Origin of the sequence: Streptomyces sp. NBC_01334 (genome assembly GCF_035983595.1) — a bacterium.
Taxonomy (GTDB): Bacteria; Actinomycetota; Actinomycetes; order Streptomycetales; family Streptomycetaceae; genus Streptomyces; species Streptomyces coriariae.
Window position 1 is genome coordinate 8,525,706 of record NZ_CP130718.1, and the last position, 23,202, is coordinate 8,548,907.

Here is a 23,202-nt window from a genome sequence, read left to right on the forward strand (position 1 = left end):
CAGCCAACCGCGAAGGAGGCGAGGGCGCATGAGCCGACCGGTCCGCGCGAAGGTCCGCAAGGTACCTGCACGCAAGCCCGTATGGACCCTCCCCATCGGCCGGTTCACGACCGGATGAGTGCCCCGGATGCGCCCACGCCGGGGCCGATCGGGGCCGATCGGCCCTGGTGGCCGGGCGGTCCTCCGTGGTGGGGTGGAGACGACGGGAGGGGCGCGACACAGACGCGGAGAAGCGATCGACGGCGGTCGTGCACCGCGCAATCAGGATCCGCGAGAAGCGGGTGACGCCCTTCCCGTCCTGTGTTCGCGGCGCCTTCTGGACCTGGCGCGGACATCCGGCGCCGGAGACCGAGCGCCGGAGACCGGGCCTGCCGATGGTCCTCAACACCGAACAGCAGCCGGATCGTCCCAAGGGTCGGGGCCATCCTCGAGGACGCGGGGCGCAGATCCGGCTCGGCCCGCGTCTCCTGGCCCCGCCGTGGACGACCCTTCGAGGAGGAGACCATGAACAGCAGCCCGCACGTCGTGAGCGACGTGATGACACGCGCCGTCATCGGCGTCGGCCGCGACGCGTTGTTCAAGGACATCGTCCAGCTCATGGAGCGTTGGAAGGTCAGCGCCCTCCCCGTGCTCGAGGGCGAGGGCCGGGTGATCGGCGTCGTCTCGGAGGCGGATCTGCTGCCGAAGGAAGAGTTCCGGGACAGCGATCCGGACCGGTTCACCCAGCAGCGGAGGCTGTCCGACCTGGCCAAGGCCGGCGCGGTGACTGCCGAGGAACTGATGAGCAGCCCGGCGATCACCGTGCACGGCACCACCACTCTGGCCGAGGCGGCCCGCATCATGGCCCGGCGCGGCGTCAAGCGGCTGCCGGTGATCGACGACGAGGGCATGCTCCAGGGCGTCGTCAGCCGCTCGGATCTGCTCAAGGTGTTCCTGCGGAATGACGAGGAGCTCACCGAGGAGGTGCGCCATGAGGTCGTCGACCGCCTGTTCCCGCTGTCCGCCGACCACATCCGGGTCGAGGTGGCCGAGGGCGTCGTGACCCTCACGGGATGGGTGGACGGCCCGCGGTTGGTACCGGTGGCCGAACGCCTGGCGCGGGCCGTCGAGGGCGTCGTCGACGTCCGCTGCCACCTCTCCGCACGCCTCGGAGCGGAGTGACCTGCTGTGACGTACCTCGACGAATGATCGGCGCCCTACGGCGTCGCGCCGCAGCGGTGTGGGACGGACGCCTAACCTTCCTGCACCGGTGCCCGCCACATCAGCGAGGTGCCACCGCCGGAAGGTTTCGCCAGTTCGAGGCGACCACCCAGCTGCTCGGCCCGCTCTGCCATGTTCCGCAGTCCGCTGCGGCGGCCCTCGGGCGGAATACCGACGCCGTTGTCCGTGATCGACAACCGCACCTCGCGCCCATCGGTCGTGAGGACCACCTCGGCCCGGTCGGCACGGGCGTGACGTGCGATGTTGGTCAGAGCCTCGGAGAGGACCGCCACGACGTGATCGGCGACCTCCTTCGGCACATCGGTGTCCAGCAGGCCCTCCATCCGCACACTGGGGGCGAAGGCCAGGACCGGCGCCGCCTCCCCCACGACCCGCATCGCGCGGGCCCGCAGTCCGGTGCCGTCGGCTCCCTCGCGGGTGCGCAGGCCGAAGATCGTCGATCGGATGATCTTGATGGTCTCGTCGAGGTCGTCGACAGCTCGCGCCACGCGCTCGGAAGCCTCGGGATGCTCGATGAAGCGGCCCGCGCTCTGCAGCGTCATGCCGGTGGCGAAAAGCCGCTGGATCGCGAGGTCGTGCAGGTCGCGTGCGATGCGGTCGCGGTCCGTGAGCACGGCGATCTGCTCGGCGTCCTGACGGCGCTCCGCCAGCTCCATCGCGACGGCGGCCTGCGCGGCGAAGACCTGCAAGGTCTCGGTCTCCGTCGTGGTGAACACCGGCCGGCCGGCTTCCCGCGCCAGCAGCACCACACCACGCACACCCGCGTCGCCGGTACCGATGGGCACGGCCACGGCGGGGCCCAGCCCCCCGAAGCGCGGAGGCTCCAAAGAGATCCGCTCGTCGTGGGCGACGTCCTCGCTGGTGACCGGGGCTGCTCCGGAGAAGGCAAGTCCCATCAGGCTCCTGTCCATCGACAGGACGAGCCCCCGGTGCGCGTCGGCGTCCAGTCCGACGGCGATCTCGACGCCGAGCGACCCGGTGTCCTCCATGGGCAGGGCGACCGCCGCCAGCGCCGCCTCGGTGATCTCGCCCGCCCGCTCGGCGATCAGACGAAGGACCTCGGTGCGCCCACCACCCGACATCAGGCTGTGGGTGATCTCGGCGTTCGCCCGCAGCCAGCGCTCGCGCAGCCGGGACTCGGCGTACAGCCGGGCGTTGTCGATGGCGACGCTGGCCGCGACGGCCAGGGTGAGCGTGACGGAGATGTCCTCCTCGTCGAACTGCCCACCGCCGCGCTTCTCGGTCAGGTACAGGTTGCCGAACACCTGGTCGCGGACCCGGATCGGGACGCCGAGGAAGGTGTTCATCGGCGGATGGTGGGGCGGGAAGCCGTACGAGGCCGGGTGCTCGGAGATCTTCGCGAGCCGAAGGGGCTCCGGGTGGCGGATCAGCTCTCCGAGAATGCCGTGCCCCTCGGGGTAGGGGCCGATCGCGGCGATCTGCTCCTCGGTGACCCCGATGGTGTGGAAGGCCGACAACCGCTTGCCGTCAGGACCGATCACGCCCAGCGCGGCGTACTCCGCGTCGACGAGCACCGCAGCCGCTTCGACAATGCTGTGGAGGGCCTGCTCAAGGTTTAGCTCCCGGCCGACCGAGAGCACGGCCTCCAGCAGGCTGTGCACCCGGTCCCGAGTGCCTCGCGCGGCGTCCAGCCGTGCTTGCAACTCCTCCAGCAGCTCGTCCAGCCTGAGCTGAGGCAGCCGTACACGGGCTTCCCCGGGGCTTCCCACCTGTGTTCCTCCAAGTCCGCTCACCGAACGGACACCCACTGGTCCGACCATGTGCCACGGTAACGGTCGCCAGTCCGGGGCGTAAGCGGAACCGGCCGAGTCGACACGCCCGTCGGCGTGCCCGCCACAGGCCGGACCCTGTCGTGCAAAGGGGGCCGGTCGGCCCACCGCACGGGACGGACAGCACCTGTCCCCGCCGCCGCCGCCGCCGGACGCTGTAGTCGTACCGAGTCCGCAGACACAGCGAGGAGACCGGCGTCATGGTCCGTTACGTGTACGAGTTCACAGACGGCGGCCGTGACATGGCCGACCTGCTCGGCGGCAAGGGGGCCAACCTGGCCGAGATGACCCGGCTGGGCCTGCCGGTCCCGTCGGGCTTCACCGTGACCACCGAGGCGTGTCGGGCCTTCCTGGCGAGCGGCTCGGAACCGGAGGGCATGCTGCAGGAGGTGTCCCGGCACCTCTCCGTCCTGGAGAAGTCCGCCGGGCGCCTGCTGGGCCAGCGTGACGATCCGCTGCTGGTGTCCGTCCGGTCCGGAGCACGGTTCTCCATGCCCGGCATGATGGAGACCGTCCTGGACATCGGCCTCAACGACGAATCCGTCCTCGGACTGGCCAAGGCGTCCGGCAGCGACCGCTTCGCCTGGGACTCCTACCGCCGACTCGTTCAGATGTTCGGCAGCACGGTCATGGGGGTCGACTCGGCCCTGTTCGACGAGGCGATGACCCTGCTCAAGGAAACCCGCGAAGCCCCTGACGACCTGCACCTCGACGCGAACGACCTCGCCTGGCTCGTCGAGACGTACAAGCGGCTGATCCACGACCAGACGGGACAGGAGTTCCCCCAGTCCCCCGCCGAGCAACTGCGCCTGGCGATCCTCGCGGTCTTCCGTTCCTGGAACGGCGAACGGGCCCGGCTGTACCGCCGGCGCGAGCACATCCCCGACGACCTGGGCACCGCCGTCACCGTACAGCGCATGGTGTATGGCAACCGGGGCACCGACTCCGGCAGCGGTGTCGCCTTCACCCGCGACCCCGCCACCGGGCGGCCCGGCCTCTACGGCGACTACCTCTCCAACGCCCAGGGCGAGGACGTCGTCGCCGGTATCCGCAACACCGTGCCGCTGGCCGATCTCGAGCGGCTGGACGCGAACTCGTACCGGCGGCTGCTCGACCACATGGGGACCCTGGAGCGCCACTACCGCGACCTCTGCGACATCGAGTTCACGATCGAGCGCGGCACGCTGTGGATGCTCCAGACCCGGGTCGGCAAGCGGACCGCCGAAGCCGCGTTCGCCATCGCCGCCGAACTGGTGGACGAAGGGCAGATCACGCCGGAGGAAGCACTGGCCCGGGTCGGCGGGGACGGCCTCGCCCGGCTGATGTTCCCCCGCTTCGACACCTCCGTCACCGGCGACGCGCTCGCCCACGGGCTTCCGGCCTCCCCGGGTGCGGCGGTCGGCGCGGCGGTGTTCGACTCCGACGAGGCCGTACGGCGTGCCGCGGCCGGCGAGAAGGTGGTGCTCGTCCGCCAGGAGACCACCCCGGACGACCTGCCCGGCATGGTGGCCGCCGAAGCCGTGCTGACCAGCCGGGGCGGCAAGACGAGCCACGCGGCCGTCGTCGCCCGCGGCATGGGCAAGGTGTGCGTCTGCGGCGCGGAGGAACTCACCGTGCACACCGAGGCCCGGCGGTTCACCACCCCCGACGGCACCGTCGTCGAGCAGGGCACGGTCATCTCGGTGGACGGCTCCGTCGGCGCCGTGTACGCGGGTGAAGTCCCGCTGGTCGCCTCCGCCGCCATGCGCTACCTGGAGACCGGCGAAGAGTCCGACAGCGTGGTGGCCGGGGTGGCCCGCGCCCTCCAGCACGCCGACTCCGTACGGCGGCTGGAGGTCCGGGCGAACGCCGACACCCCCGAGGACGCGGCCCGCGCCCGCCGCTTCGGCGCGCAGGGCATCGGTCTGTGCCGTACCGAGCACATGTTCCTCGGCGAGCGGCGCAAGCTGGTCGAGCGGATGATCCTGGCCCGCACCGACGCCGAACGCGACCGGGCGCTGAACGCTCTTCTCCCACTTCAGCGGCAGGACTTCGCCGGCATCCTGGAGGCCATGGACGGCCTGCCCGTGACCATCCGCCTGCTCGACCCGCCGCTGCACGAGTTCCTCCCCGACCACACCGAACTCGCCGTACGGATCGCCGCAGCCGAGGCCCGCGGCGGGCAACCGGACCCGCACGACGTCGAGTTGCTCGACGCGGTGAACCGCATGCACGAGGAGAACCCGATGCTCGGTCTGCGGGGCGTGCGGCTGGGCCTGGTGGTGCCTGGACTGGTCGCCATGCAGGTGCGGGCGATCGCCGAGGCGGTCGTGGCACGAATGAGGGCAGGGGGCTCTCCCGAGGCCGAGATCATGGTGCCGCTGGTCGGCGCGGTCGAGGAACTCAGGCTCGCCCGCGAGGAGGTGGAGCGGGTGCTCGCCGAGGTCACCGCCGAGACGGGCGTGCCCCTGCACTGCCCCGTCGGCACCATGATCGAACTTCCCCGGGCGGCGCTCACCGCGGGCCAGATCGCCGAGGAGGCCGAGTTCTTCTCCTTCGGCACGAACGACCTGACGCAGACCACGTGGGGCTTCTCCCGCGACGACGTCGAGGCCGCGTTCTTCTCCGCCTACCTCGACAAGGGCATCTTCGCCACCTCCCCCTTCGAGACCCTCGACCGCGACGGAGTGGGCCGACTCATCCGGATCGCGGTCGACGAGGGCCGCGCCGCACGCCCCGACCTGAAGATCGGAGTCTGCGGCGAACACGGCGGCGACCCCGAGTCCGTGCACTTCTTCCATGCGGCGGGCCTGGACTACGTCTCCTGCTCCCCGTTCCGTGTCCCGGTGGCGCGGCTGGAGGCCGGCAGGGCCGCCCTGCCCGCGACGGAAGGGAGCGACAGCCGCTGACATGCTCGGGGGCGTTCGGCCCCAGGAGGTGGGGCCATCACCGCCGTCAGCCGCATGGACGATTCATCGCACCGGGTGAGCAGGAGCGGCACTGATCCCCCGCGGTGTCGCTCCGCCTGTCTCCGCACGCGGCAGCCCAACAACGTGCGTCTGCCAGGCCGGGACGAAGCGACATGGTGGTGTCGGGTTGGCGAGGTCGACGGGGCGAGGGTGGTGATGCGGCTGAGCGGCACCGGCTCGTGCTCGCGGCCCGGCGCTTCAAGGGGCCGACTCGATCACCGGCGTCGTCATCGCCGTTGACGGCGCAACGGGCGGCGACGGCCACCGGCAGAGAGCCCCCACGGCTGACACCTGGCGCTCGGCGTTGCCAGAGGTCCCGACAGCGGGGTCGTTCGGCTGTTGCGCAGGCGCGGGCGCTGGCCGCGCAGGGGGCGAGAACCGGCGATCTCGTCTGCCCGTCGTCACGGTCCTGGCCACTCCTGCCACGCGGGCTCACCTAAGAGCACACTACCGAGCAGGTCGGGTCACCGGTGTCAGCGGCTACGGGAATGTCGGGTGCTCGCGGTGGCTCCCGCCCGGGCAGCGGGCGAGAGTTGGACCTGTGCAGGTGGTGTCGCCGCCGGGTGCCGCAGGTCCCGCGTAGCGATTGCCCAGAAGGCGAACGGCAGCAGTGCGTCCGTGACGCCGAGTGGGTCTGACACCACCGGCTTCCCGTAGCGGCTCGGTTCACTCATGAGGGATGACGGCGACTGGGCAGCGCGCGTGGTGGACGGCGGCCTGGGCCACGGAGCCCAGGCGTGGTGCCGGGGCGTGGTGGCTGCGCCGGCCCACGATCAGGAGTTCGGCGCGCTCGGCGGCTGCTACGACGACCCTGGCGGGACTTTCGAGGCGGATGTCGTCCGTCACGGCCACGCCTGGAAACTTCTCGCACCAGGGGCGGAGGGTCTGCCTCAGGTGCTTCTGCGCGTCCTGGATGATCTCCTGGGTCACGGTGTGGTCCACGCCCCACGGGGCGTACGCGTGGATCGGGATGGCGCGGCCGTGAACGGCGCGGAGGGGCACGCCCCGAGCTGCTGCGGTGGTGAAGGCGAATTCGAGCAGGTCGTTGCACGGGCCGTGCAGTTTCAGCCCCACCACCACTCCGCCTGCCGCACCTGACTCAGACGCCGAGGACCCTTCCGCACGCTTCGCACGCTTGTCGGCGCGGACGAGGACCACGGGCCCCTCGGCGCTTGCCACGACGGACATGCTGATGTCACCGAGGAAGTAGCTCTCCACAGGAGTCAGGCCGCGCGAGCCGAGTACGAGCATCTCCGACTCGGACGCCGCTTGGATCAGTGCGTCCTGCGCGTCGTCGGCGACCAGGTTGCCGACGACGGTGAGGCCCGGATGGTGCGCCTGGAGTTCCGTCTGGGCGTTGTGCACGAGCCGCTTCGCCCAGTAGTTCTGGTCGACTTCCGAGGGGACGGCGGTCGGTTCCGGCGCCAGTAGCGGCCACGCGTGCAGCAGGCGCAGGGTGAGTTTGCGCCGCTGGGCTTCGTCGGCGGCCCAGTGGGCAGCGGCGAGGCTCTCGGGTGAGCCGTCGAGGCCCACGGTGAGGACTCGTTCCATGGCGACTGCCTCCGTCTCGTACGAAGCTGGAAAGGACGGTGAGTGTGGCCGCTGTCCGGACTGCTGCGGTCTCGGTGATTCTTTGGCCGTGTGGGCCGGCGGTGGGACGTAGTCGGCGCACGCATGAGCATTTGTGCCGGCGCGTTTGACCACGGCGCTTCTCCCTTGAGGAGTACCCCAGATCTCCTCACGGCGCATGCGGTCCCCGCAGTGCCCGCAGCGGCGCTCCCCGCCGCTGCGGAGGAGTGCGGCAGAGCGAACGGCGGCGAACGGACGGACGTGAAGTCCGGCATGAGGAGGAGGCGGAGGCAATGGCGGTTCCCCTGGTGGTCGGCGTAGACGGGTCCGAGGCGAGCCTTGAGGCGGTGGACTGGGCCGCGGACGAGGCAGCCCGCCACGAGGTGCCGCTCCGTCTCCTGCACGCGGCCGCAGCGGGCCCTGACGCGTCAGACCTGGTCGCCGCAGCCTCGGAGCGAGCCGGCAAGAGTGCTCCTGCGGTACGGATGTCGAGTGAGGTGCTGTCCGAGGACGCGGCGTCCGCGCTGGTCGGCGAGGGACGCAACGCCCTCGCTCTGGTACTCGGGTCCAGAGGGCTCGGAGGTCTCGCCGGGCTGCTCCTCGGATCGGTCAGCCTGGCTGTGGCGGCCCGTGCCGACTGCCCGGTCGTCGTCGTGCGCGGCGGTGTGGAGCACCGGCACGGCCGGTTCGGGTGCGTCGTTGTCGGAGTCGAGGACGGGGAGGGCAGCGGTACGGCCGTGGACTTCGCGTTCCGCGAGGCCCAGGTGCGGCGCAGTCGGCTCCTGGCGGTGCACACCTGGAGTGTCCCGGTTGGGAACCCTGGGCCTCCGGGACTGTCCGGCTACGCTCTCCAAGCCCTCGATCGCCCGCCTGCCCAGGTGCTCGCCGACGCCTTGCGTGGCCCGGAACAGCGGTATCCGGACGTGCCGGTGAGCAGCGAGGTGGTCGAGGGTCCGGCACGACAGGCGCTCCTGAATGCCGCGTCCGCTGCTGATCTGCTCGTCGTCGGAGCCCGCAGACGACATGGGCACGTCGGTCTGCAGCTGGGCCTGGTCAACCATGCGGTGCTGCATCACGCGCCGTGTCCGATCGCGGTCGTTCCGCAGATATGACCAGGTAGGGCCCGGCTGGGGCTCAGTGTTACTTCGGTGTGCCCGACCACCTCGTGACCAGCGCCGACGCGGACACCTGTCCACCCTGGTGGTGGGGCCGCACCGCCTGACCGCTATCGCGCGCCCCCCGGTCCAGATGGAGTGGCGGACTCGCCGGTGAGTTGGGGTTCGACGTCCACGACGCCCTCCACGGCGCGCACGAGGCGCACGGCGACCGAGATGAGTGAGGTGTCGCGGATGTGTCCGCGGAGGGTGACGACTCCCTCGTGCACGTTCACGTGGATGGCGTGGCTGAAGGCCGGGAAGAGGTAGGACACCACGGTGCGGCGGACTTCCTCCTCGATGTCCTCGTCCGACCGAAGGAAGACCTTCAGCAGGTCGGCACGGCTGACGATGCCCTGGAGCATGCCGATGTCGTCGACCACCGGCAGACGCTTGACGTGCCGGACGGCCATGATCCGGGCAGCCTGGGCCAGGGTGACGCCGGGGTGGACGGTGATAGCGGGGGTGCTCATGAGTTCTTCCGCCGTTGCTGCCCCCGCTTTGGCGACGTCGGACAGACGCCGGCGTTGCTCCAAGAGGCTCGGGTCGCTGTCATGGAACTCCTCCTTGGGCAGCAGATCTGCCTCGGAGACGACACCGATGACGCGACCTTCGCCCTCAAGGACGGGCATGGCACTGACCTTCCACTGCTCCATGGTCCGCACGATCTCTTTGAAGGGCGCGTCGCGTCCGACAGCCACGACCGTCTGAGTCATCACATCGCTCACGATGTGCGGGGTCTGCGGCACTTCGAAGCACCTCGTCTCGCCTTGTCAGGGAACCTCGCCCGAACCGTGGGGCGCGTACAGGTCGAGCAGCCGCACCCGAGCGGACCTGAGCCGGCGCGCGAGCACGCCGGAGACATACGTACACAGCTCGTGATCCAGCCCCGGGTCCTTCGCGCACATCTCACGAACCGCCGCCGCGTCGAACTCGTAGGCGCGGACCGGGCTGCCGGCCTCGGCCCCCAGATGCCATTGATGGGGAGGGACCAGCCAGGACCAGCCCAGCAGCTTTCCGGCACCGAGGGTCTCGACGACCGCCGCCCGTCGGCCGGGCACTTGCAGGTCGAGCGCGACCGTGCCCGTGTGGATGATCCAGAAGCGGTCGGCCTTGCCGCCCTCGTCGAAGATGCGCTCGCCTGCCTCGAACGACACCTCACGAGCGTGTGACATGAGCTGCTCGCGATGCTCGTGGGTCATGGCGCCGAATACGCCGGTCCTCGCAACCACGATGGCCGTCCCTTCTCCGCGACCTCGAGGTGGAGACTGGCTCCTGTCCGGTCACGGACGTCTCAGCACGCGGCCGATGCGGAAGCCGTGGCGGGAGGTGGGACCCAGCGGCGTCTTGCTGCCGGCCGCATGACTCCACCATCGCCGCAAACCGGCGTGGCGCAACCCGGGCGGAGGCACTCCGAGAGCCGAAGCGCGTGTCGCGGGGGGTTCAGGCCGGTGCGACGGTATTCACAGGGGACTCTCACAGCGGCTGGGCGGAAGGGCGGTGGGACGATGGAGCGCCCGCTGGTCGTGGGGGTCGACGGATCGGATTCCAGCCTGGAGGCCGTGGACTGGGCCGTGGACGAGGCGGCGCGCCACAGACTGGCAGTGCGGCTTGTCCATGGCTCGCGATGGGAGCGGTGCGAGCGACGCCTTCCCGCCCTCGGCGCCTACCGCCCGTTCGGAGTGATCATGGCGGAGAGCATCGCCGCGTCGTGCGCGGAACATGCGCGGCTGCGAAACCCGGAGCTGAAGGTCTCCGGCGAGGCGTGGCTCGAGGACGCTGCGACCAGCCCCTGGTGCGGGGCCTTGGGTGGCCGGATGCTCAAGTCCAGATAGGCATTGAGGCCCGGCACAGCTCGGAGTCGTGCTCGGCCTGCGGGACCGCCTACTGACCTGGGAGAACCCGTTCCTGCCGGCGGCGGTCGCCGTCTCGGCCGGGCTCGCGGCCGCTGCCCTGTATGTGGCCTTCCTCCGCGCGGTGCTCAGCACGGTCGCGCTCGACTGGACAGAGATCGCCCTGGCGGCCGCGGCAGGTGGACTCGGATATCTTGCCGCGCGTGTAGGCGCGCGCGGTCAAGGGCGGTGGTCGTCGACGTGAGGGCGACGTGCGGTGAGGTGCTGCGAGCCAGCGGTGAGGGATTGACGTCGATCGGATCCTTGAGGTCACAGGTCAGGGGGCCGGACTCGCTCGGGACGGTTGGGGCGCCGACGGAGTCGTGTCCGGTGGGCGCTGGGACCGGACGTTCCTGCCGACCATTCCACCCTGCTCCAGCTGAACGCGGTGGGCGGTGGTGGCGTCGCGGGCGAGGCACGTGATCTCGTTTCCACCGAACGGGTGTTGGTGTTTGTCTTGGAGGGCGTGCCCCGCTGCCTTTGGTGTGAGACGAGGTGCAAGCTGCCGGCATGCCCGATGACGAGGCGCACCTCACCCCTCCGGAGTCACTGCTGCAGGTGATCGACAACCTCTCGAAGTTCCATCGAGAGCATGAGGAGTACTACTCGCAAGCGCCTTTGCAGCAGGCTGGAGAGCTCCAGGCGCGGGCTCGGGCGCTGAAGTCACTGGCCGACAGGTGGACCGTGGTCGAGGTCGGTGAGCAGACGTCGCCGATTGCGTTCGCCGGCACGGAGGACCTGAATGCGCCAGGGCTCGTAGCGGAGTCGGGAATCCTCTTCATGGAAGGGGAGGGCGAGCCTGCCGAACTCCAGAGGCTGAAGAGTGAAGTCGCCCTGCTCGCCGATGAGACCCAGCAGGGCGGTGACTGGCTGGCCCAGGCGATGGAGCATGCTTGGAGCATGGCGGGAAACTTGGCTGCCTATCCGGCCCTTGCCGACCTGCTGGGAGAGCGCCACCGGATCATCGCCAATGACTGGCAGTCGGCGGGTTTGCAGGCTCTGATCGCGCGACTGCTGCGCCGGGCCCTGGACCTGCTGGCCCAGGTCGACTTCTCGCCGACAGCACTTCGGGCCGACCTGCGAGGCGAGCGGACGGCTCCTGCCTACCTCTATTCGGCTTCCGAGCTGCTCGACAGGGCTGCCGACCTGATGGCGGAATCAGCAATTCTTGTGCATGAGAACGAGAGGCGCTGGCGCGTGTTCCGTGCCCGAGTTCGTGAGCTGCAATCCGAGTAGGCCGTGGCGACCGCGGTAATCCCATTCCCCAGTTTGGGACCGCGACTGTCCCGCAAGCTGAGCCGAAGCGCGACAGCTGTCACATAGGCAGGCGGTTTGGCCACAGCACGCCGGCCGGGTCCGGACGCGCTTCATCGGCCTGCGACGTCGGCGTCCTTGTCGTCGGCCAGCATGATGGAGGCTGTGATGCGCTTGCCGACGGGCTCGCGGTGGATCTGAAAGGTCAGGGCTGCGGCCATGATGATCTCCAGACCGTGCTGTCCCACTCGGGCGGGGTCAGGAGGCAGGATTGTCGGTGGATCCGGGTTGCTGTCCCAGACGGCTACGTCCACGGAGCCGTCACGGACTTGGAGAGTGAGCAGGGCGGGGCCGGGCGCGTATTTGCGGGTGTTGGTGACCAGCTCGCTGACGACCAGCTCCACCAGGCCCTGGGCGCGGTCGGAGACCGGCAGGCCATGGACGTTCTGTATGTCGGCTAGGAAGCACCGGGCAAGTTTCCGGGCCTCGGCGATCGACTCATTCCCTTCGAACTCGGCAGATAGCGATATGGCGTGGGGGAACGGCGTCGCGTGGGGTTCGGTCCCCTCTGGCGTTTCGTTCATGAGGGGCCGTCGTGTTGCCGGGCGGCCATGCCTCCCGGTCCACTCCCAGGTCATCGTCGTCGGGTCCTGTCGGTTGCCGGGCGGGTCGGAAGTGTGGTGTCACCGGCGGCCGGCGGTCATGGCGAGGCCGGTGATGAGGAGGGTGAGGCCGATGATGAGTACGGGGAAGCCGGGACCGGGCAGGAAGTACATCGCCACTCCGGCCAGGGTGAGCGGCGCGCCGATGGCGGCCAGCACCTTGCCGGTCCGTCGTTCCGACACGGGCTGCTCCTTGCTCGGTGCTGCGGGAGATGTGGCGGTCGGGGTGTCGCGGCCGGTGAGGAACGCGGTGAGTGCCCCGATGAGCAGGGCCCAGGCCGCCACCGCCCATCCGAAGCGGGCACCACTGATTAAGACCATGGCCGCGGCGACCGTCGCGCCGGCTGCCGTGGCCCAGGGGTGGGTGGCGAACGCCCACTGCCGTCGGGCACTGCCCGGGTGTCGGAGCTCGGTGATCGCAGTGCGGATGCCCAGGGCGGCGATGACGGTCACGGGTGCCAGCAGTGAGGAGTCGCCGCCGGTCATCAGGTGCACTGCCCGTCCGCGCGGGCGGCGGCGCCCTCGGTAGCCGTGTCGTGCTGATAGATGTCGGGGATTCCGTCGTTGTCGGCGTCGATGTTCTCCGCCTCGTACAGGCGGCGGTAGACGGTGTTGCGCCGCCGCAGCAGGACGGCGGCGAGAACCGCTGCGATGAGGGAGGCGACGAGGACGGCGGCCTTGGCGTGCTCGCCGGTCTGGCCGCCGGGGAAGGCGAGTTCGCCGATCAGGAGGGCGACGGTGAAGCCGATACCGGCCAGCACCGACAGGCCGAGGACGTCGGCCCAGGCGAGGTCGGGGTTGAGCTGGGCGCGGGTGAAGCGGGCGGCCAGGTAGGTCCCGGCGAAGATCCCCAACGTCTTGCCGATCACCAGGCCGATCACCACGCCGAGGGGTTCGGGGCTGGTGAACACCGCGCCCAGGGCAGAGCCGGAGATGCTCACCCCCGCGGCGAACAGCGCGAACAGCGGCACCGCGACACCGGCGGAGAGCGGGTGGACCAGGTGTGCGACCCGCGAGGCCGACGAGACCTTCTCGCCCGGGTCGCGGGTGGTGCGCAAAATCAGGCCCATGGCGACGCCGGCGACGGTGGCGTGGACGCCGCCGTTGTACATCAGCGCCCAGATCGTCACCCCGAGGGGCGCATACCACCACCAGCCGCGCACCCGCAGCCGCTGGAGCAGGTAGAAGAGCACCAGGCCCGCGAAGGCTCCGGCGAGCGCCCACGGGTTCAGGTCGGAGGTGAAGAACACCGCGATGATCAGGATCGCGCCCAGGTCGTCGACCACGGCCAGGGTGAGGAGGAAGGCGCGCAGCGCGGCCGGCAGGTGCGTGGACAGCACCGCCAGGACCGCCAACGCGAAGGCGATGTCTGTGGCCATCGGGACCGCCCAGCCCGAACTGCTGCCGCCGCCCGCCCAGACCGTGGCCAGGTAGAGGGCGGCGGGCACGGCCATACCGCACACCGCGGCGACGACGGGCAGCGCGGCGGTGGCCGGGGTGCGCAGTTCACCGACGACGAGCTCGCGTTTCAGCTCGATCCCGGCGACGAGGAAGAACACGGCCAGCAGCCCGTCGGCCGTCCAGTGCCCCACGGAGAGGTCCAGGCCGAGAGCCGGTATCCCGAAATGGAAGTCGCGTATGGACGCGTACGCCGCGCTCCAGGGACTGTTCGCCCAGATCAGCGCGAGGACGGCTGCGCCGAGGAGGACCAGGCCGCCGACGGTCTCAGTGCGCAGGGCTCGGGTGATTGCCTGCCGTTCGGGCAGCGGTAGCAAACCGAGGAAGGGGGAGCGGGTGCCGGCCATGGCAGGGGCCTCCGGGTGTGTCAGCGAAAGAGGGCACACTGCCCCCAGGACGCCGACCAGACTTCCCGGCACACCGCGCGCCAGCTCTTGACGCGTTCTTTACACCATATCCAGCGGACGGGTAGCTGTCTGCCCCGCACCGCTCCCCATGATCACATCGGCGTCAGGTTGTGATCAGCCCTGGCGGGAGATGCACCACCAGGCGGCGGCTGCCGCGAGCACCAGTGCGGCGCCCGCGATCAGGTCGGAGCAGCGTACGGCCCGTCAGCTTTCGGGGTTGCGCTGAGCCGCCCCGAGCATCCGGATGTGCCGCCACACGTTCGCGTGGCTGCGCTGAGCCTCGCGTACCCAGGAAGGAACAGAGCGCCAGTCGACGGTCACTTCGCGTTCGCCCCAGGCCGCCTGCATTATCCGTTGATCGCCGGCGAAGTCCTCGACGAGATCGCGACGCAGGAAGAGCAGGTGGCCGCGCCAGGGCTCATCCGCGCGGAAAGCCGCGGAGGCGCGCCGGCCGTCTAGGCCCACGAGGTCCAAGGTGCCAGGCAGTTGGCGCAGGCCGAACCGGGCGGCGAACTCGTACGACGGCACGTCATAAGCCCCGCCGAGCCCGGTCTCCGAAGTGTTTTCGGAGGAGAAATCTATAGCGACCTGGTGGAGCTTGATGCCGTTGTCCTGCCAGTGGCAGCGCAGCGCCGGGGGCGGGACCGCGTCTGGCACGTCGTAGCCGAAGGTCAGCTTGAACCTGGGGCTCCACGGCATCTCCGCGGCCAGCACGTCACGGACCGACGGCAGCGAGGGGAAGAAGTCGTTACCCAGGTAGGGGCGCTCGCTGGCGAGCTGGTGTGCGGATTCCGCATCCTTCGGGTCCAGGAGGAGGGTGCGGAAGAACCCGAACACCGTCCGGCCCTCGCGGCGGTGACTCAGATACCCCTCGACCAGAAGCCAGCCGCCGTCGACTCCGTGGATTTCCTCGGGTGACCACAGTTGGTCCGGGATGGTGACTGTCCCGGACGTGACCCACGTCCGATCGTCCGTGGCCTCCGCGGGCGCCCAGGCGGAAGGGGCATGGGCACCACCGGGGGCGTGTCGGGGAAGGTTGGGTCGATGTCGGGCATCAAACGTTCCGCGGTCCCGAACCGAGCTGGTGCACGGCCGGCGTCCACGAGGCGGCCGACCATTTCGTGATACCCGATCCAGCCGTACTTCTTCCCGTAGCGCTCCACGTTCTCGTGGGTGCTGGCAGGCCGGTCGGTACTCGTTGCGATGGCCTGGTCGACACTGCCGAACTCTGCCTCGCGCCAGCCTAGTTGCCAGACGCGGGCCATGACCTCGGCGCGGGCCCTGCGGTAGCCGGGATGGTCGAAGTCGTAGTTGTCCCGGCCGTTGATGGCAGTTCCGATGACGTAGTTCTCGAAGTCCATGCCGAAGGTGCGGTCGCACTCCTCGGCGTTGGGGTCGTCATCCTCCATCACTTCGGCGGGCGTCACGGCGGCGAACCTCGGTGCAAAGGCGTCGACACCGTCGGGGACGGCAGCGGGGTGGAGGGTGCCGGCGAACTCGTAGACGGCCCGTACGTAGCCGCGCAGCTGCTCGTGGGAGGTGGGAGTGGTCCCACCGTCGAGGAAGCTGTCACGCAGTCGCACCAGCCAGTCCCGCAGCGCTTGTTCCAGCGGTCCGCCGGGATCGGGCATCTGGTGGGTGCTGACGGCGCCGAACGCGGCGGCGACGAGCCGTTCGACGACGTACGGGTCGTCGACATCGAGCATCCGGGCAGCGAGGTCGAACAGCCGCTTGGGCTCCGGCCGGCCGTAACGCTGGAGGGCTTTCGTCGCCAGGTCCCGCATGCCCGTGTTCGTGGAGGTCAGCAGCCAGGCGATGGCCAGGGCGTCCAGGTCGTCGCTCTCGGCGTGACTGCTGCTCTCGGTCCACCTGTCGATCGCTCGGTTCAGGTCTGTGGTGAGCCGGCGAGTCCGGCCTCGAGCCCATTCGGTCCAGCGCAGGTCGCGTTGGGAAAGGGGCAGTTGGCGCAGGACCTGGTCGAGGAAGGTGGCGTTCAGGCGGTGCGAGGCGGACCTGCGGATCTCCCACAGACGGTCGAATGCGGGCCGGCCCTTCCTGTTGCTTGGGCGCGCGGTGACAAGCGCGGTTGCGAGCGCTTCGACAGTATCGTCGTCGAGAAAGCCCGACTCGGTGGTGAGTTCCTGGGCGAGCGCGGTCGAACGGTGCTCATCTGGGGCGACGCGCCACAGGTGGTGCCCGGTGAAGCGGCGCGGCAATAGTGAGATCAGACCGATGAGGGTGTCCTCGCCGAGGGGGTGCGCGTCGTTCCCCACGAGGGACTGCCAGAGAGTTGTCTCCGCGAGCTGCTCATTGACGTCCGCGTAGGGCATGCGCACCAGGATCGCGTCGGCGATGAGGTATCCGGCGAGGCGGTCAAAAACGAAGCCGCACTCGGTGTCGTCGGAATCCCTGATCTCCTCGCGGAAGATCACTCCTTCCTCTACGAGGCGCCGGAGCAGGCTTTCGTCCCAGTTCGGCTGGTCGGCGTCGAGGATTCTTCGCGCTTCGTCGAACGGGAGCCGGCGGACGTTGTGCTCCCAAAGGTGTCTCGCCATGGTGGCGAGGCGGCGCTTGATCTGGTCGGCCGGCAACGAAATGCGGGCCGGGTCCAGGGCCAGCCTCTCGGTCACACCATCGCGGTACAGCTCGAAGACGCCGATGAGGGACTGCGGGAGCGCCTCCGCGCCCACCGGCACCAGGCGGTCGTGGTTCGCGGCCTCGCAGTACATGCGGACGAACAAGGGGTTGTGGAAAGTGTCGACCGGAAGCCACGCGTCGGCCGGGTTGATGAGGTAGTGGTCGAAGTAGACGCGCAGGATGTCGTTGACTTCCGCGTGCTGCCACTCCAATTCCAGGGTCACGGTGTCTTGCGGGAGGGTCTGGTCGGCGAGCACCTCGCGGAGGGTGACGATCACCGCGACGTGGGGATAGCTGCCCAGGGCCGGTACCAGTCCGGCGAGCAGGGTCCGCCACCGCAGGGGCCGCTCGGCCTCGTTCAGACCGTCGATGATCAGCGGTATCCGGCAGCCGGCACGAGCTCCGGCCGAGTTGAGGGCTTCCAGGAGGTCCTCGAAGCGGTCGACCCTGAGTCCGGGGATCCGTCGCGCGAGGTCGTCGAGGGTGTCGCTGGTGTGCAGGCTTGCCCCCTGGATGAACACCCCGGCTGTCGGCCGGTCCTTCGGCGAGGTCATCTGCGCGGCGAGGTGGGTTTTGCCTTGCCCGGCAGCGGCGACAACCGCGAGCAGCGGGGCTTCGGCGTCCGCTCGTGTCTCGGTCAGCCACTGAACGATGTCGCGGATCTCCGCTCCGAGACCGGTGACGAGCGGCGCCTCGGGAAGGCGACGCTGCCTGAGCTTCAGCACCAGGCGTCGCAGCGTTCGGGGAGAGGTTCCCGGAGGCTGATGGTCGGCGAGGCGCTCGCGCACTTCCCAGGGCCGAAGGCTCCTCCCGGCGTCAATGATGGCGCGCAGACCGTCGACGAACCCCTCCAGATCGTCGGCAATCTCCTCGGCACCGGCACGGGTATCGGTGTCGAGGCCGCACAGGGCTGCGCGCAGTGCCTCGAGCCGTGCTGTGACGTCGTCGGTGCGCTGCTGCAGCCACTCGAACGACGCCGGACGCAACAAGGCCCGGTCGATGCGGTGCTCCACGTGGTGGGCGGTGTGCAGCTGCGGGGCCCACCGGGCCGTAACCGGTGCCACAGATTGCTCGTGGGTTCGCGCCAGCTTCTCCGGGGTGAGGGCGAGTTCGCCGAAGAAGGTGGAGCGGAGCTCGTCGTGTCCGGCTAGTTCGGCGTCGTAATTCTCGGTGGACCACAGTTTGACGCGGACATCTGGCCGCCTGAGACCGTTGATCCACTCCTCGTCACCCTTGGCGGGCCTCTGTGGCAGGCAGAGCACGAAGTCGGTCAGTCCTACGACGTGTTTGATGGCCTTGGTGAGGGAGTCCTCGATCTGCGTGCGCTGGCCTGCGCTGAGCTCGTTCTTGCTGTTGAGGATGAACCATTTGCACGACCACCCCCAGATCCGGTCGGGATCGCCCAGGTCGCCGGCGTGGTCAACGTGCATGTAGAACTCGACGCCGGGCTGGTTGCGGCGCTCTCGCATCGTGCCCAGCGCGCCGTAGCGGCGGGAGACGATGGCCCGCGTGAGCGCTTCGAAGTTCTGGTCGGCCGCGCCGGGTAGGCGTGCCAGCTCAGTCAGATCCACCGTCGCTCCGGCTGTTGCTCGCGTCCGTCGCATCGGACCGGGTGACAGCGTCCTCGTCCCACGTGTGGCGCGAGAACACCTCGACTTTCGCACCGTGGTGGAGGAGCACCTTCAGGAATCCCTGGACGTCGGACTCGTCGGTCCAGATCCGGACCGTCTGCGCCTCACGGGTGACATTGTGATCAAGAGCGAAAGCATCGACGTCGGATCGCCCCATGTCATACAGCTTCATCTGGCTCAGCGCTTCGCCGAGTTCGCGAGGCATGCGTTCCTCGGGACTCCGCCAGTCGTCGTCGGACCACGCCGCCTCAGCGAGGGCCTGCAGTGCCTCCATCCGCTCCTCTGCTGCTTGCGCACCGGCGACCGTCTCGAAACGGCCGATCAGAACGAGGTTCATCGAGTACTCCGAGCCGTAGCCGTTCCAGATCCTCATCCCGTCTCCTTCAGCGTCTGCACGACGTCCATGATGGAGCCCTCGACTGGCAGTCCCGTGCTTGCGTAGGCGTGAGGGCGCAGGACGCCGGTCGCGTCGAGATGCATGTGCGCGTCGAGGGGAAGTTCGCCGGGGATGGCCTCTGCGGTGGGCAGTGCTGCTTCGAGGCCGGTACGGGAAATCGCGAGTCGGACCTCGGTTCGTGCGGTTGCGGCCCATTCGACGAGGCGCTGTGCGTCGGCGTCGCTGATGCCGGGGGTAGCCGTGGTGGGCTGCTCCGGCAGGAGCAGCAGTTCGGACGCACCGACCTCGTCATGGGCGCCAGGTCGTCCTGGGTGAGGTAGAGATGCCGCGCGAGGGCGACGCGCGCGAAGCGGTGCTGCACCCGCTGTGTGAGGCGGGTGGTCCAGGTAACGTCGGGGATACGGCCGGTTTGGTCCATCTCGTCGAGATGGGCAGCCAAGATGCGGTCCTCGGGGCCGAGGTCTTCAGGGGCATTCCGGAAGGTCTGCAAGAGGTCTTCGCCGACCCGAATACGTTCCCGGATGCCCACCACGTCGCTGCGAGCGGCTGTGACCAGTGCTCGGAACTCTCGGTCCGAGTAGCCGGACCTGCCGACGGCCTTGGCACCGTTTCGCTGGTGACCGGGTTGCCGCAGGAACTCGCGGAGTTGAGGCGACAACTCTGTGTCAGGGGTGACTGACGCAAGCACCATGCGCAGGAGGGCCAACTCGATGCCCACGGGGCCGACCTTCACGGTTTTCAAGCGCTCGAGGCGATAGCGCTCCAGGTGTCGGGGCGTGAGTTCCCCGAGGGTAGTGGGCCGTGTATGGAAGGACTCGAGGAAGGCGAGTAGCCGGCGGATTCCCAGATAGGCGCTGTTGGCGCTGGACTTGGTCCGAAGAGTGCCAGTCGGCCCGGTCCGGGCCGCGAACGCGATCGCGAGGTCCCTGTGCATACGCGGCAATGGCAGCCGAGTGAAGTCGTACTCCTTTGTGCGACCATCCTCGCCGGTGAACGGCACCGTCAGCGCACCCTGCTCGCTGTGCTTGACTGGTACGGATTCGTACGGCCCCGAGGGCATCGCGGAGCTACGGCCAGGCCCAGTAGGGGCGAGGCGGGGCTGTCGGGAGACTTGCTCTTTCATGCCGCGCCCCCGGAGTCTGCCGTGTTCTCGGAGGCGGGCTGGGCAGCCGCAGCGGCGACGGGTTCCCAACTGTCAGGGATCAGGGCCATGCGGGTTTGCATCTCCAGTTCCTGGAGGGTGTGCAGATATTTCACGGTCGTGGTGACCGACCGCTGGCCGAGTCTGATGCGAACCCAGTTCAGGGGGTCACCGAAGACCATCCGGTAGGTCTGGCGGTGCCCGGGGTTGGACTCGGCGAGGTCATGGAAATGTGGTTGAGCTGGATGTCGTACCGGCCGTCGGGGCTGATCAAGTACGGTTGCCGGTCCAGGATGTCGTGGTTGTCAAGCCACTCGTCCAGGTCCCACAGCGTGTCGAGCAGCGGGTCCCCGCTTTGGGGGCGGGGCAGGCCGCGGAGGGTGTGAAAGACCCGCCATCGTGTGTCACTCATGATGCCTGTCGCAGCGGTTGGGAAGGATCGGTGGATCGGGCTGCTGCTGAAACCGGGGATCAGACGCCGCTGGCCAGTAGCGAAGCGTACGCGCGCCGCACCTGGAGCAGGGTCGGTTCCAGCGGCAGACCGGCGTCGTCGGACAGGCGGTGGCGGTGGGCCCACTCCTTCAACAGCGGGGCTACCGAACGCGGTGGCATGGTGCCGGGACCTGTGAGGGACCACAGGCACCACAGCCGGTCAGAGCCCGACGCCCGGCGTGCGCGTTCGGTGAGCCGGTGCACCATCAGGTAGAGGTCCCCGGGGCCCAAGGGCTGATCGTCGGACGCCCGAAGCTCCCATCGAAGGTTGGCGTGGCCTCCGTGTCGGTGGTCCGGAACTCTGATGGTTACGGTGCCCCGGACGGTGTCATGCTGGTGTGAGGCGGGAAGATTCAGGAGCTCGGAGGGGCGGAGCCCGGACAGCCCGGTTCCCAGTACAAGCAGTGGTGCCAAGTCTTCCCTGGTCAGGAACAGACCTCGGGCGACGTCGGCTCTCTTGGCCGGGCTGTCGGTCCGGTCGAAGAGATCGAGGACGTGGAGGTCGAGACTTTCGATCTCCACGTCGGTGCAGGCCGAACTGGGCGGGTCGGCCCGGTACGCCGCCAGCAGGCTGTCGCCTCGGTCAATTCGGTCGCGCACGGCGACAGCGTCACCTGCGGCCGCGCCCATGAGTTGCTCGAACTCGTTGCGAGTGAGGTAAGAAACGGGTTGTTCCAGGGCTGGCCGCAAGAGGTGCGTAGGCAGTCTCGAGCCCGGTCGAGTGAAGGGAAGGCGACCCCGGGTGGTAATTAGAGTTCCGACCTCCGGAGACAGGCTGCCGTATGGTGCGTTCCGCAGGAGCCTGCACAGCGAAGTCATGTCTTGGTAGCAGGCGCCCGCGGAAGTCATTGTCCTCCGGATGGTTACGTATTGCCCAAGATGCCGTTCGCGCAGGGACGACAGCGAATCCAGTGGTTCGCCCAATGAGTCCAGGAAAGCCAGGAAGCGCCGTACGGTGGAGAAGTACGCCTGAGCCGTGGGCAGTGCGCCTACCGACTTCAGTACCCCGGCCAGGCCCTTAGCCATCTCCAAGTGCAGGGCGGGGCACGGTAGTTCGGCCAGCCTGAAGGTGTGCGTCCGGCCGTCAGCGGCCCGGAAGGCAACCGCCGTCGGTGACACGGTGGGAGGCTGGGGTGGTTCACTGCCGTCAGAGAAGAGTGCAGGCATGGGCAACACCTTTCGTGCGGCAATCACGCACAGCGGAGCCCCCGCCGTAAACCAGGGGGCCGGGCAAGGATCGGATCCGATTTAAGGATCATCCGAAGACCTGCTCCGTTGTCCCGGGAATCCCCATACGGGTGATCCCCTGACGCCGCGTTCGAAGATGAATTCGAACGACGGGTTGCCGCACTCGTGCGTAGTTGGCGGTGAGAGACCGCGCCGTGCGCCGATCATCAGCCACCGAATGGCAGGATCCTGCCGGTCGATGTGGCCGTTGAAGTTGGGGTCGCGAGCACGCGTCTTACCAGCAGTCGCTGCTCTGCTGTCCCGTCAGCAGAGCAGCGATCTGGGTTCATAGAGAATCGTGCACCAGCTTGTTCAGCGAGCGGTGGCGAGAATGAGTGCAAAGCCGGCGTTGGTGTCGGCCCAGAGCTGATTCGTACGGAGACCCGCTCCAGTCATTTCTTCCTGGAGTCCGTCCTGCGTGAATTTCGCGCTCCGCTCGGTGATCCATTCTTCTCCGCGTGCGAAGTGCACTGCCAGGTCGAGGTCTCGAATCTTGACGAGCTGTTCTGTTCGGCTGCGCAGCCTCATTTCGATGTGGCTTTCCGTGCCGTTCCACACCGATACGTGGTCGAAGGCGTCCGGGTCGAAGTCGGCGTTCAGTTCGCGGTTCAAGACGTGCAACAGATTCTTGTCGAACGCAGCCGTGACGCCTTGAGCGTCATCGTAGGCGGCAGTCATTTCCTGCTCGGTCTTGACCAGGTCGGCGCCGATCAGAAGGAAGTCCTCGGGACGCATGATGTCTCGGAGCCCGCGGAGGAACGGGCCACGGGCGGGTCGCCGGAAATTCCCAAGCGTGCTGCCGAGGAAGGCAATGAGTCGTGGGCCGTTCTCGGGCAGCGCCGGCAGGACGAGGGGAGTCGTGAAGTCGGCGCGCAGGGCGTGCAGACGGATCCCCGGGTAGTCCTGGACGAGTTGGGCGCTGGCCTGATGGAGCGCGTCCGCGCTGACGTCGACAGGGACGTAGTGCAGACTGCTCGGCCCCAGTGCCTCGATGATCAGCTTGGACTTCGTTGAGCTCCCGGACCCGAGCTCGACAAGGCTGCGGGCTCCCGTCCGCACGCCGATGTCCTGGGCATGGAGTTGGAGCAATCCCAGTTCCGCTCGCCACAAGGGGTATTCCGGGAGCTGGGTGATCTCCTCGAAGAGTTCGCTGCCCCGGGCGTCGTAGAACCACGTGGGCGCCGTGGACTTCGGGGTGCGGGTCAGCCCGTCGCTGATGTCGGCGCGCAGTGCCTTGGCGTAGTGCTCGGCCTCGAGAGTGTCGGTGTAGCCATAGGCCCGGTTCTCGTTCATGCGTGCCTCTCTTCGGTCGACGCCACATC

General features: G+C 68.8%; 19 protein-coding genes. 7 read left to right on the forward strand and 12 right to left on the reverse strand.

Features of this window, described 5'->3' with window-relative positions; translation table 11 throughout:
- Positions 1 to 504 precede the first annotated feature (504 nt).
- Positions 505 to 1,161 (forward strand): CBS domain-containing protein, encoded by a 657-nt coding sequence (locus tag OG736_RS38015; RefSeq protein ID WP_327186464.1) that lies wholly within the window; start codon positions 505 to 507, stop codon positions 1,159 to 1,161.
- Between the two features lie 71 nt (positions 1,162 to 1,232).
- On the opposite strand, the gene OG736_RS38020 is transcribed toward OG736_RS38015, so the two are convergent.
- Positions 1,233 to 2,951: a sensor histidine kinase gene (locus tag OG736_RS38020; RefSeq protein ID WP_327186465.1), complete on the reverse strand. Its 1,719-nt coding sequence runs from the start codon at positions 2,949 to 2,951 to the stop codon at positions 1,233 to 1,235.
- 260 nt (positions 2,952 to 3,211) lie between these two features.
- Between OG736_RS38020 and ppdK the strand changes: the two genes are divergently transcribed.
- Positions 3,212 to 5,899 (forward strand): pyruvate, phosphate dikinase, encoded by a 2,688-nt coding sequence (gene ppdK, locus OG736_RS38025; protein WP_327186466.1) that lies wholly within the window; start codon positions 3,212 to 3,214, stop codon positions 5,897 to 5,899.
- A gap of 726 nt (positions 5,900 to 6,625) precedes the next feature.
- On the opposite strand, the gene OG736_RS38030 is transcribed toward ppdK, so the two are convergent.
- Entirely contained in the window at positions 6,626 to 7,510 is an 885-nt protein-coding gene (locus OG736_RS38030; RefSeq protein ID WP_327186467.1) for a universal stress protein, read from the reverse strand.
- A gap of 311 nt (positions 7,511 to 7,821) precedes the next feature.
- Here OG736_RS38030 and OG736_RS38035 point away from each other — a divergent pair, with 311 nt between their 5' ends.
- The gene (locus OG736_RS38035) at positions 7,822 to 8,640 is read left to right on the forward strand and encodes a universal stress protein (RefSeq protein ID WP_327186468.1); all 819 of its coding nucleotides are present in this window, start codon (positions 7,822 to 7,824) and stop codon (positions 8,638 to 8,640) included.
- 113 nt (positions 8,641 to 8,753) lie between these two features.
- Here the strand turns inward: OG736_RS38035 and OG736_RS38040 are convergent, their stop codons facing one another.
- Both OG736_RS38040 and OG736_RS38045 read right to left on the reverse strand, forming a co-directional pair.
- Complete coding sequence (locus OG736_RS38040; RefSeq protein WP_327186469.1) at positions 8,754 to 9,431, reverse strand: CBS domain-containing protein; 678 nt, start codon at positions 9,429 to 9,431, stop codon at positions 8,754 to 8,756.
- A 24-nt stretch (positions 9,432 to 9,455) separates the two neighbouring features.
- Positions 9,456 to 9,884 carry a Crp/Fnr family transcriptional regulator gene (locus OG736_RS38045; RefSeq protein ID WP_327186470.1) on the reverse strand — a complete coding sequence of 143 codons (429 nt, stop codon included), beginning with the start codon at positions 9,882 to 9,884 and terminating at the stop codon, positions 9,456 to 9,458.
- 306 nt (positions 9,885 to 10,190) lie between these two features.
- Between OG736_RS38045 and OG736_RS38050 the strand changes: the two genes are divergently transcribed.
- The 3 genes from OG736_RS38050 to OG736_RS38060 all read left to right on the forward strand — a co-directional run bounded on the left by OG736_RS38050 (position 10,191) and on the right by OG736_RS38060 (position 11,810).
- Positions 10,191 to 10,517, forward strand: a complete 327-nt coding sequence (locus OG736_RS38050; RefSeq protein ID WP_442817122.1) for a universal stress protein — start codon at positions 10,191 to 10,193, stop codon at positions 10,515 to 10,517.
- A 28-nt stretch (positions 10,518 to 10,545) separates the two neighbouring features.
- A complete protein-coding gene (locus OG736_RS38055) occupies positions 10,546 to 10,779 on the forward strand; it encodes a cation transporting ATPase C-terminal domain-containing protein (RefSeq protein ID WP_327186471.1) in 234 nt (77 codons plus the stop codon).
- A 305-nt stretch (positions 10,780 to 11,084) separates the two neighbouring features.
- Positions 11,085 to 11,810 carry a hypothetical protein gene (locus OG736_RS38060; protein WP_327186472.1) on the forward strand — a complete coding sequence of 242 codons (726 nt, stop codon included), beginning with the start codon at positions 11,085 to 11,087 and terminating at the stop codon, positions 11,808 to 11,810.
- A gap of 131 nt (positions 11,811 to 11,941) precedes the next feature.
- Here the strand turns inward: OG736_RS38060 and OG736_RS38065 are convergent, their stop codons facing one another.
- The 6 genes from OG736_RS38065 to OG736_RS38090 all read right to left on the reverse strand — a co-directional run bounded on the left by OG736_RS38065 (position 11,942) and on the right by OG736_RS38090 (position 18,996).
- Positions 11,942 to 12,412, reverse strand: coding sequence for an ATP-binding protein (locus OG736_RS38065; RefSeq protein ID WP_327186473.1), 471 nt, complete (start codon positions 12,410 to 12,412; stop codon positions 11,942 to 11,944).
- Between the two features lie 99 nt (positions 12,413 to 12,511).
- Positions 12,512 to 12,985, reverse strand: a complete 474-nt coding sequence (locus OG736_RS38070) for a hypothetical protein (protein ID WP_327186474.1) — start codon at positions 12,983 to 12,985, stop codon at positions 12,512 to 12,514.
- Positions 12,976 to 14,295: a Na+/H+ antiporter NhaA gene (gene nhaA / locus OG736_RS38075; protein ID WP_327186475.1), complete on the reverse strand. Its 1,320-nt coding sequence runs from the start codon at positions 14,293 to 14,295 to the stop codon at positions 12,976 to 12,978. Before nhaA ends, OG736_RS38070 begins: the two co-directional genes overlap by 10 nt.
- A 264-nt stretch (positions 14,296 to 14,559) precedes the next feature.
- Positions 14,560 to 15,192: a hypothetical protein gene (locus OG736_RS38080; RefSeq protein ID WP_327186476.1), complete on the reverse strand. Its 633-nt coding sequence runs from the start codon at positions 15,190 to 15,192 to the stop codon at positions 14,560 to 14,562.
- Between the two features lie 23 nt (positions 15,193 to 15,215).
- Positions 15,216 to 18,563 carry an NACHT domain-containing protein gene (locus OG736_RS38085; protein ID WP_327186477.1) on the reverse strand — a complete coding sequence of 1,116 codons (3,348 nt, stop codon included), beginning with the start codon at positions 18,561 to 18,563 and terminating at the stop codon, positions 15,216 to 15,218.
- Positions 18,550 to 18,996, reverse strand: a complete 447-nt coding sequence (locus OG736_RS38090; protein WP_327186478.1) for a DUF6375 family protein — start codon at positions 18,994 to 18,996, stop codon at positions 18,550 to 18,552. The genes OG736_RS38085 and OG736_RS38090 overlap by 14 nt, the downstream gene beginning before the upstream one ends.
- 346 nt (positions 18,997 to 19,342) lie before the next feature.
- Here OG736_RS38090 and OG736_RS38095 point away from each other — a divergent pair, with 346 nt between their 5' ends.
- Positions 19,343 to 19,699: a hypothetical protein gene (locus OG736_RS38095; protein WP_327186479.1), complete on the forward strand. Its 357-nt coding sequence runs from the start codon at positions 19,343 to 19,345 to the stop codon at positions 19,697 to 19,699.
- Between the two features lie 933 nt (positions 19,700 to 20,632).
- Here OG736_RS38095 and OG736_RS38100 read toward each other — a convergent pair.
- The gene (locus OG736_RS38100; protein WP_327186480.1) at positions 20,633 to 21,343 is read right to left on the reverse strand and encodes a hypothetical protein; all 711 of its coding nucleotides are present in this window, start codon (positions 21,341 to 21,343) and stop codon (positions 20,633 to 20,635) included.
- A gap of 849 nt (positions 21,344 to 22,192) precedes the next feature.
- A complete protein-coding gene (egtD, locus tag OG736_RS38105; RefSeq protein ID WP_327186481.1) occupies positions 22,193 to 23,173 on the reverse strand; it encodes an L-histidine N(alpha)-methyltransferase in 981 nt (326 codons plus the stop codon).
- Between the last annotated feature and the right edge of the window lie 29 nt (positions 23,174 to 23,202).

Bases quoted from the DNA above. Each gene is read 5' to 3' on its own strand.
- OG736_RS38015 (WP_327186464.1), top strand. From the start codon at position 505: ATGAACAGCAGCCCGCACGTCGTGAGCGACGTGATGACACGCGCCGTC.
- OG736_RS38035 (WP_327186468.1), top strand. From the start codon at position 7,822: ATGGCGGTTCCCCTGGTGGTCGGCGTAGACGGGTCCGAGGCGAGCCTT.
- OG736_RS38050 (WP_442817122.1), top strand. From the start codon at position 10,191: ATGGAGCGCCCGCTGGTCGTGGGGGTCGACGGATCGGATTCCAGCCTG.
- OG736_RS38060 (WP_327186472.1), top strand. From the start codon at position 11,085: ATGCCCGATGACGAGGCGCACCTCACCCCTCCGGAGTCACTGCTGCAG.
- nhaA (WP_327186475.1), bottom strand. From the start codon at position 14,295: ATGGCCGGCACCCGCTCCCCCTTCCTCGGTTTGCTACCGCTGCCCGAA.
- OG736_RS38065 (WP_327186473.1), bottom strand. From the start codon at position 12,412: ATGAACGAAACGCCAGAGGGGACCGAACCCCACGCGACGCCGTTCCCC.
- egtD (WP_327186481.1), bottom strand. From the start codon at position 23,173: ATGAACGAGAACCGGGCCTATGGCTACACCGACACTCTCGAGGCCGAG.
- OG736_RS38095 (WP_327186479.1), top strand. From the start codon at position 19,343: ATGCCGCGCGAGGGCGACGCGCGCGAAGCGGTGCTGCACCCGCTGTGT.
- OG736_RS38045 (WP_327186470.1), bottom strand. From the start codon at position 9,884: ATGACCCACGAGCATCGCGAGCAGCTCATGTCACACGCTCGTGAGGTG.
- OG736_RS38090 (WP_327186478.1), bottom strand. From the start codon at position 18,996: ATGAGGATCTGGAACGGCTACGGCTCGGAGTACTCGATGAACCTCGTT.
- ppdK (WP_327186466.1), top strand. From the start codon at position 3,212: ATGGTCCGTTACGTGTACGAGTTCACAGACGGCGGCCGTGACATGGCC.
- OG736_RS38030 (WP_327186467.1), bottom strand. From the start codon at position 7,510: ATGGAACGAGTCCTCACCGTGGGCCTCGACGGCTCACCCGAGAGCCTC.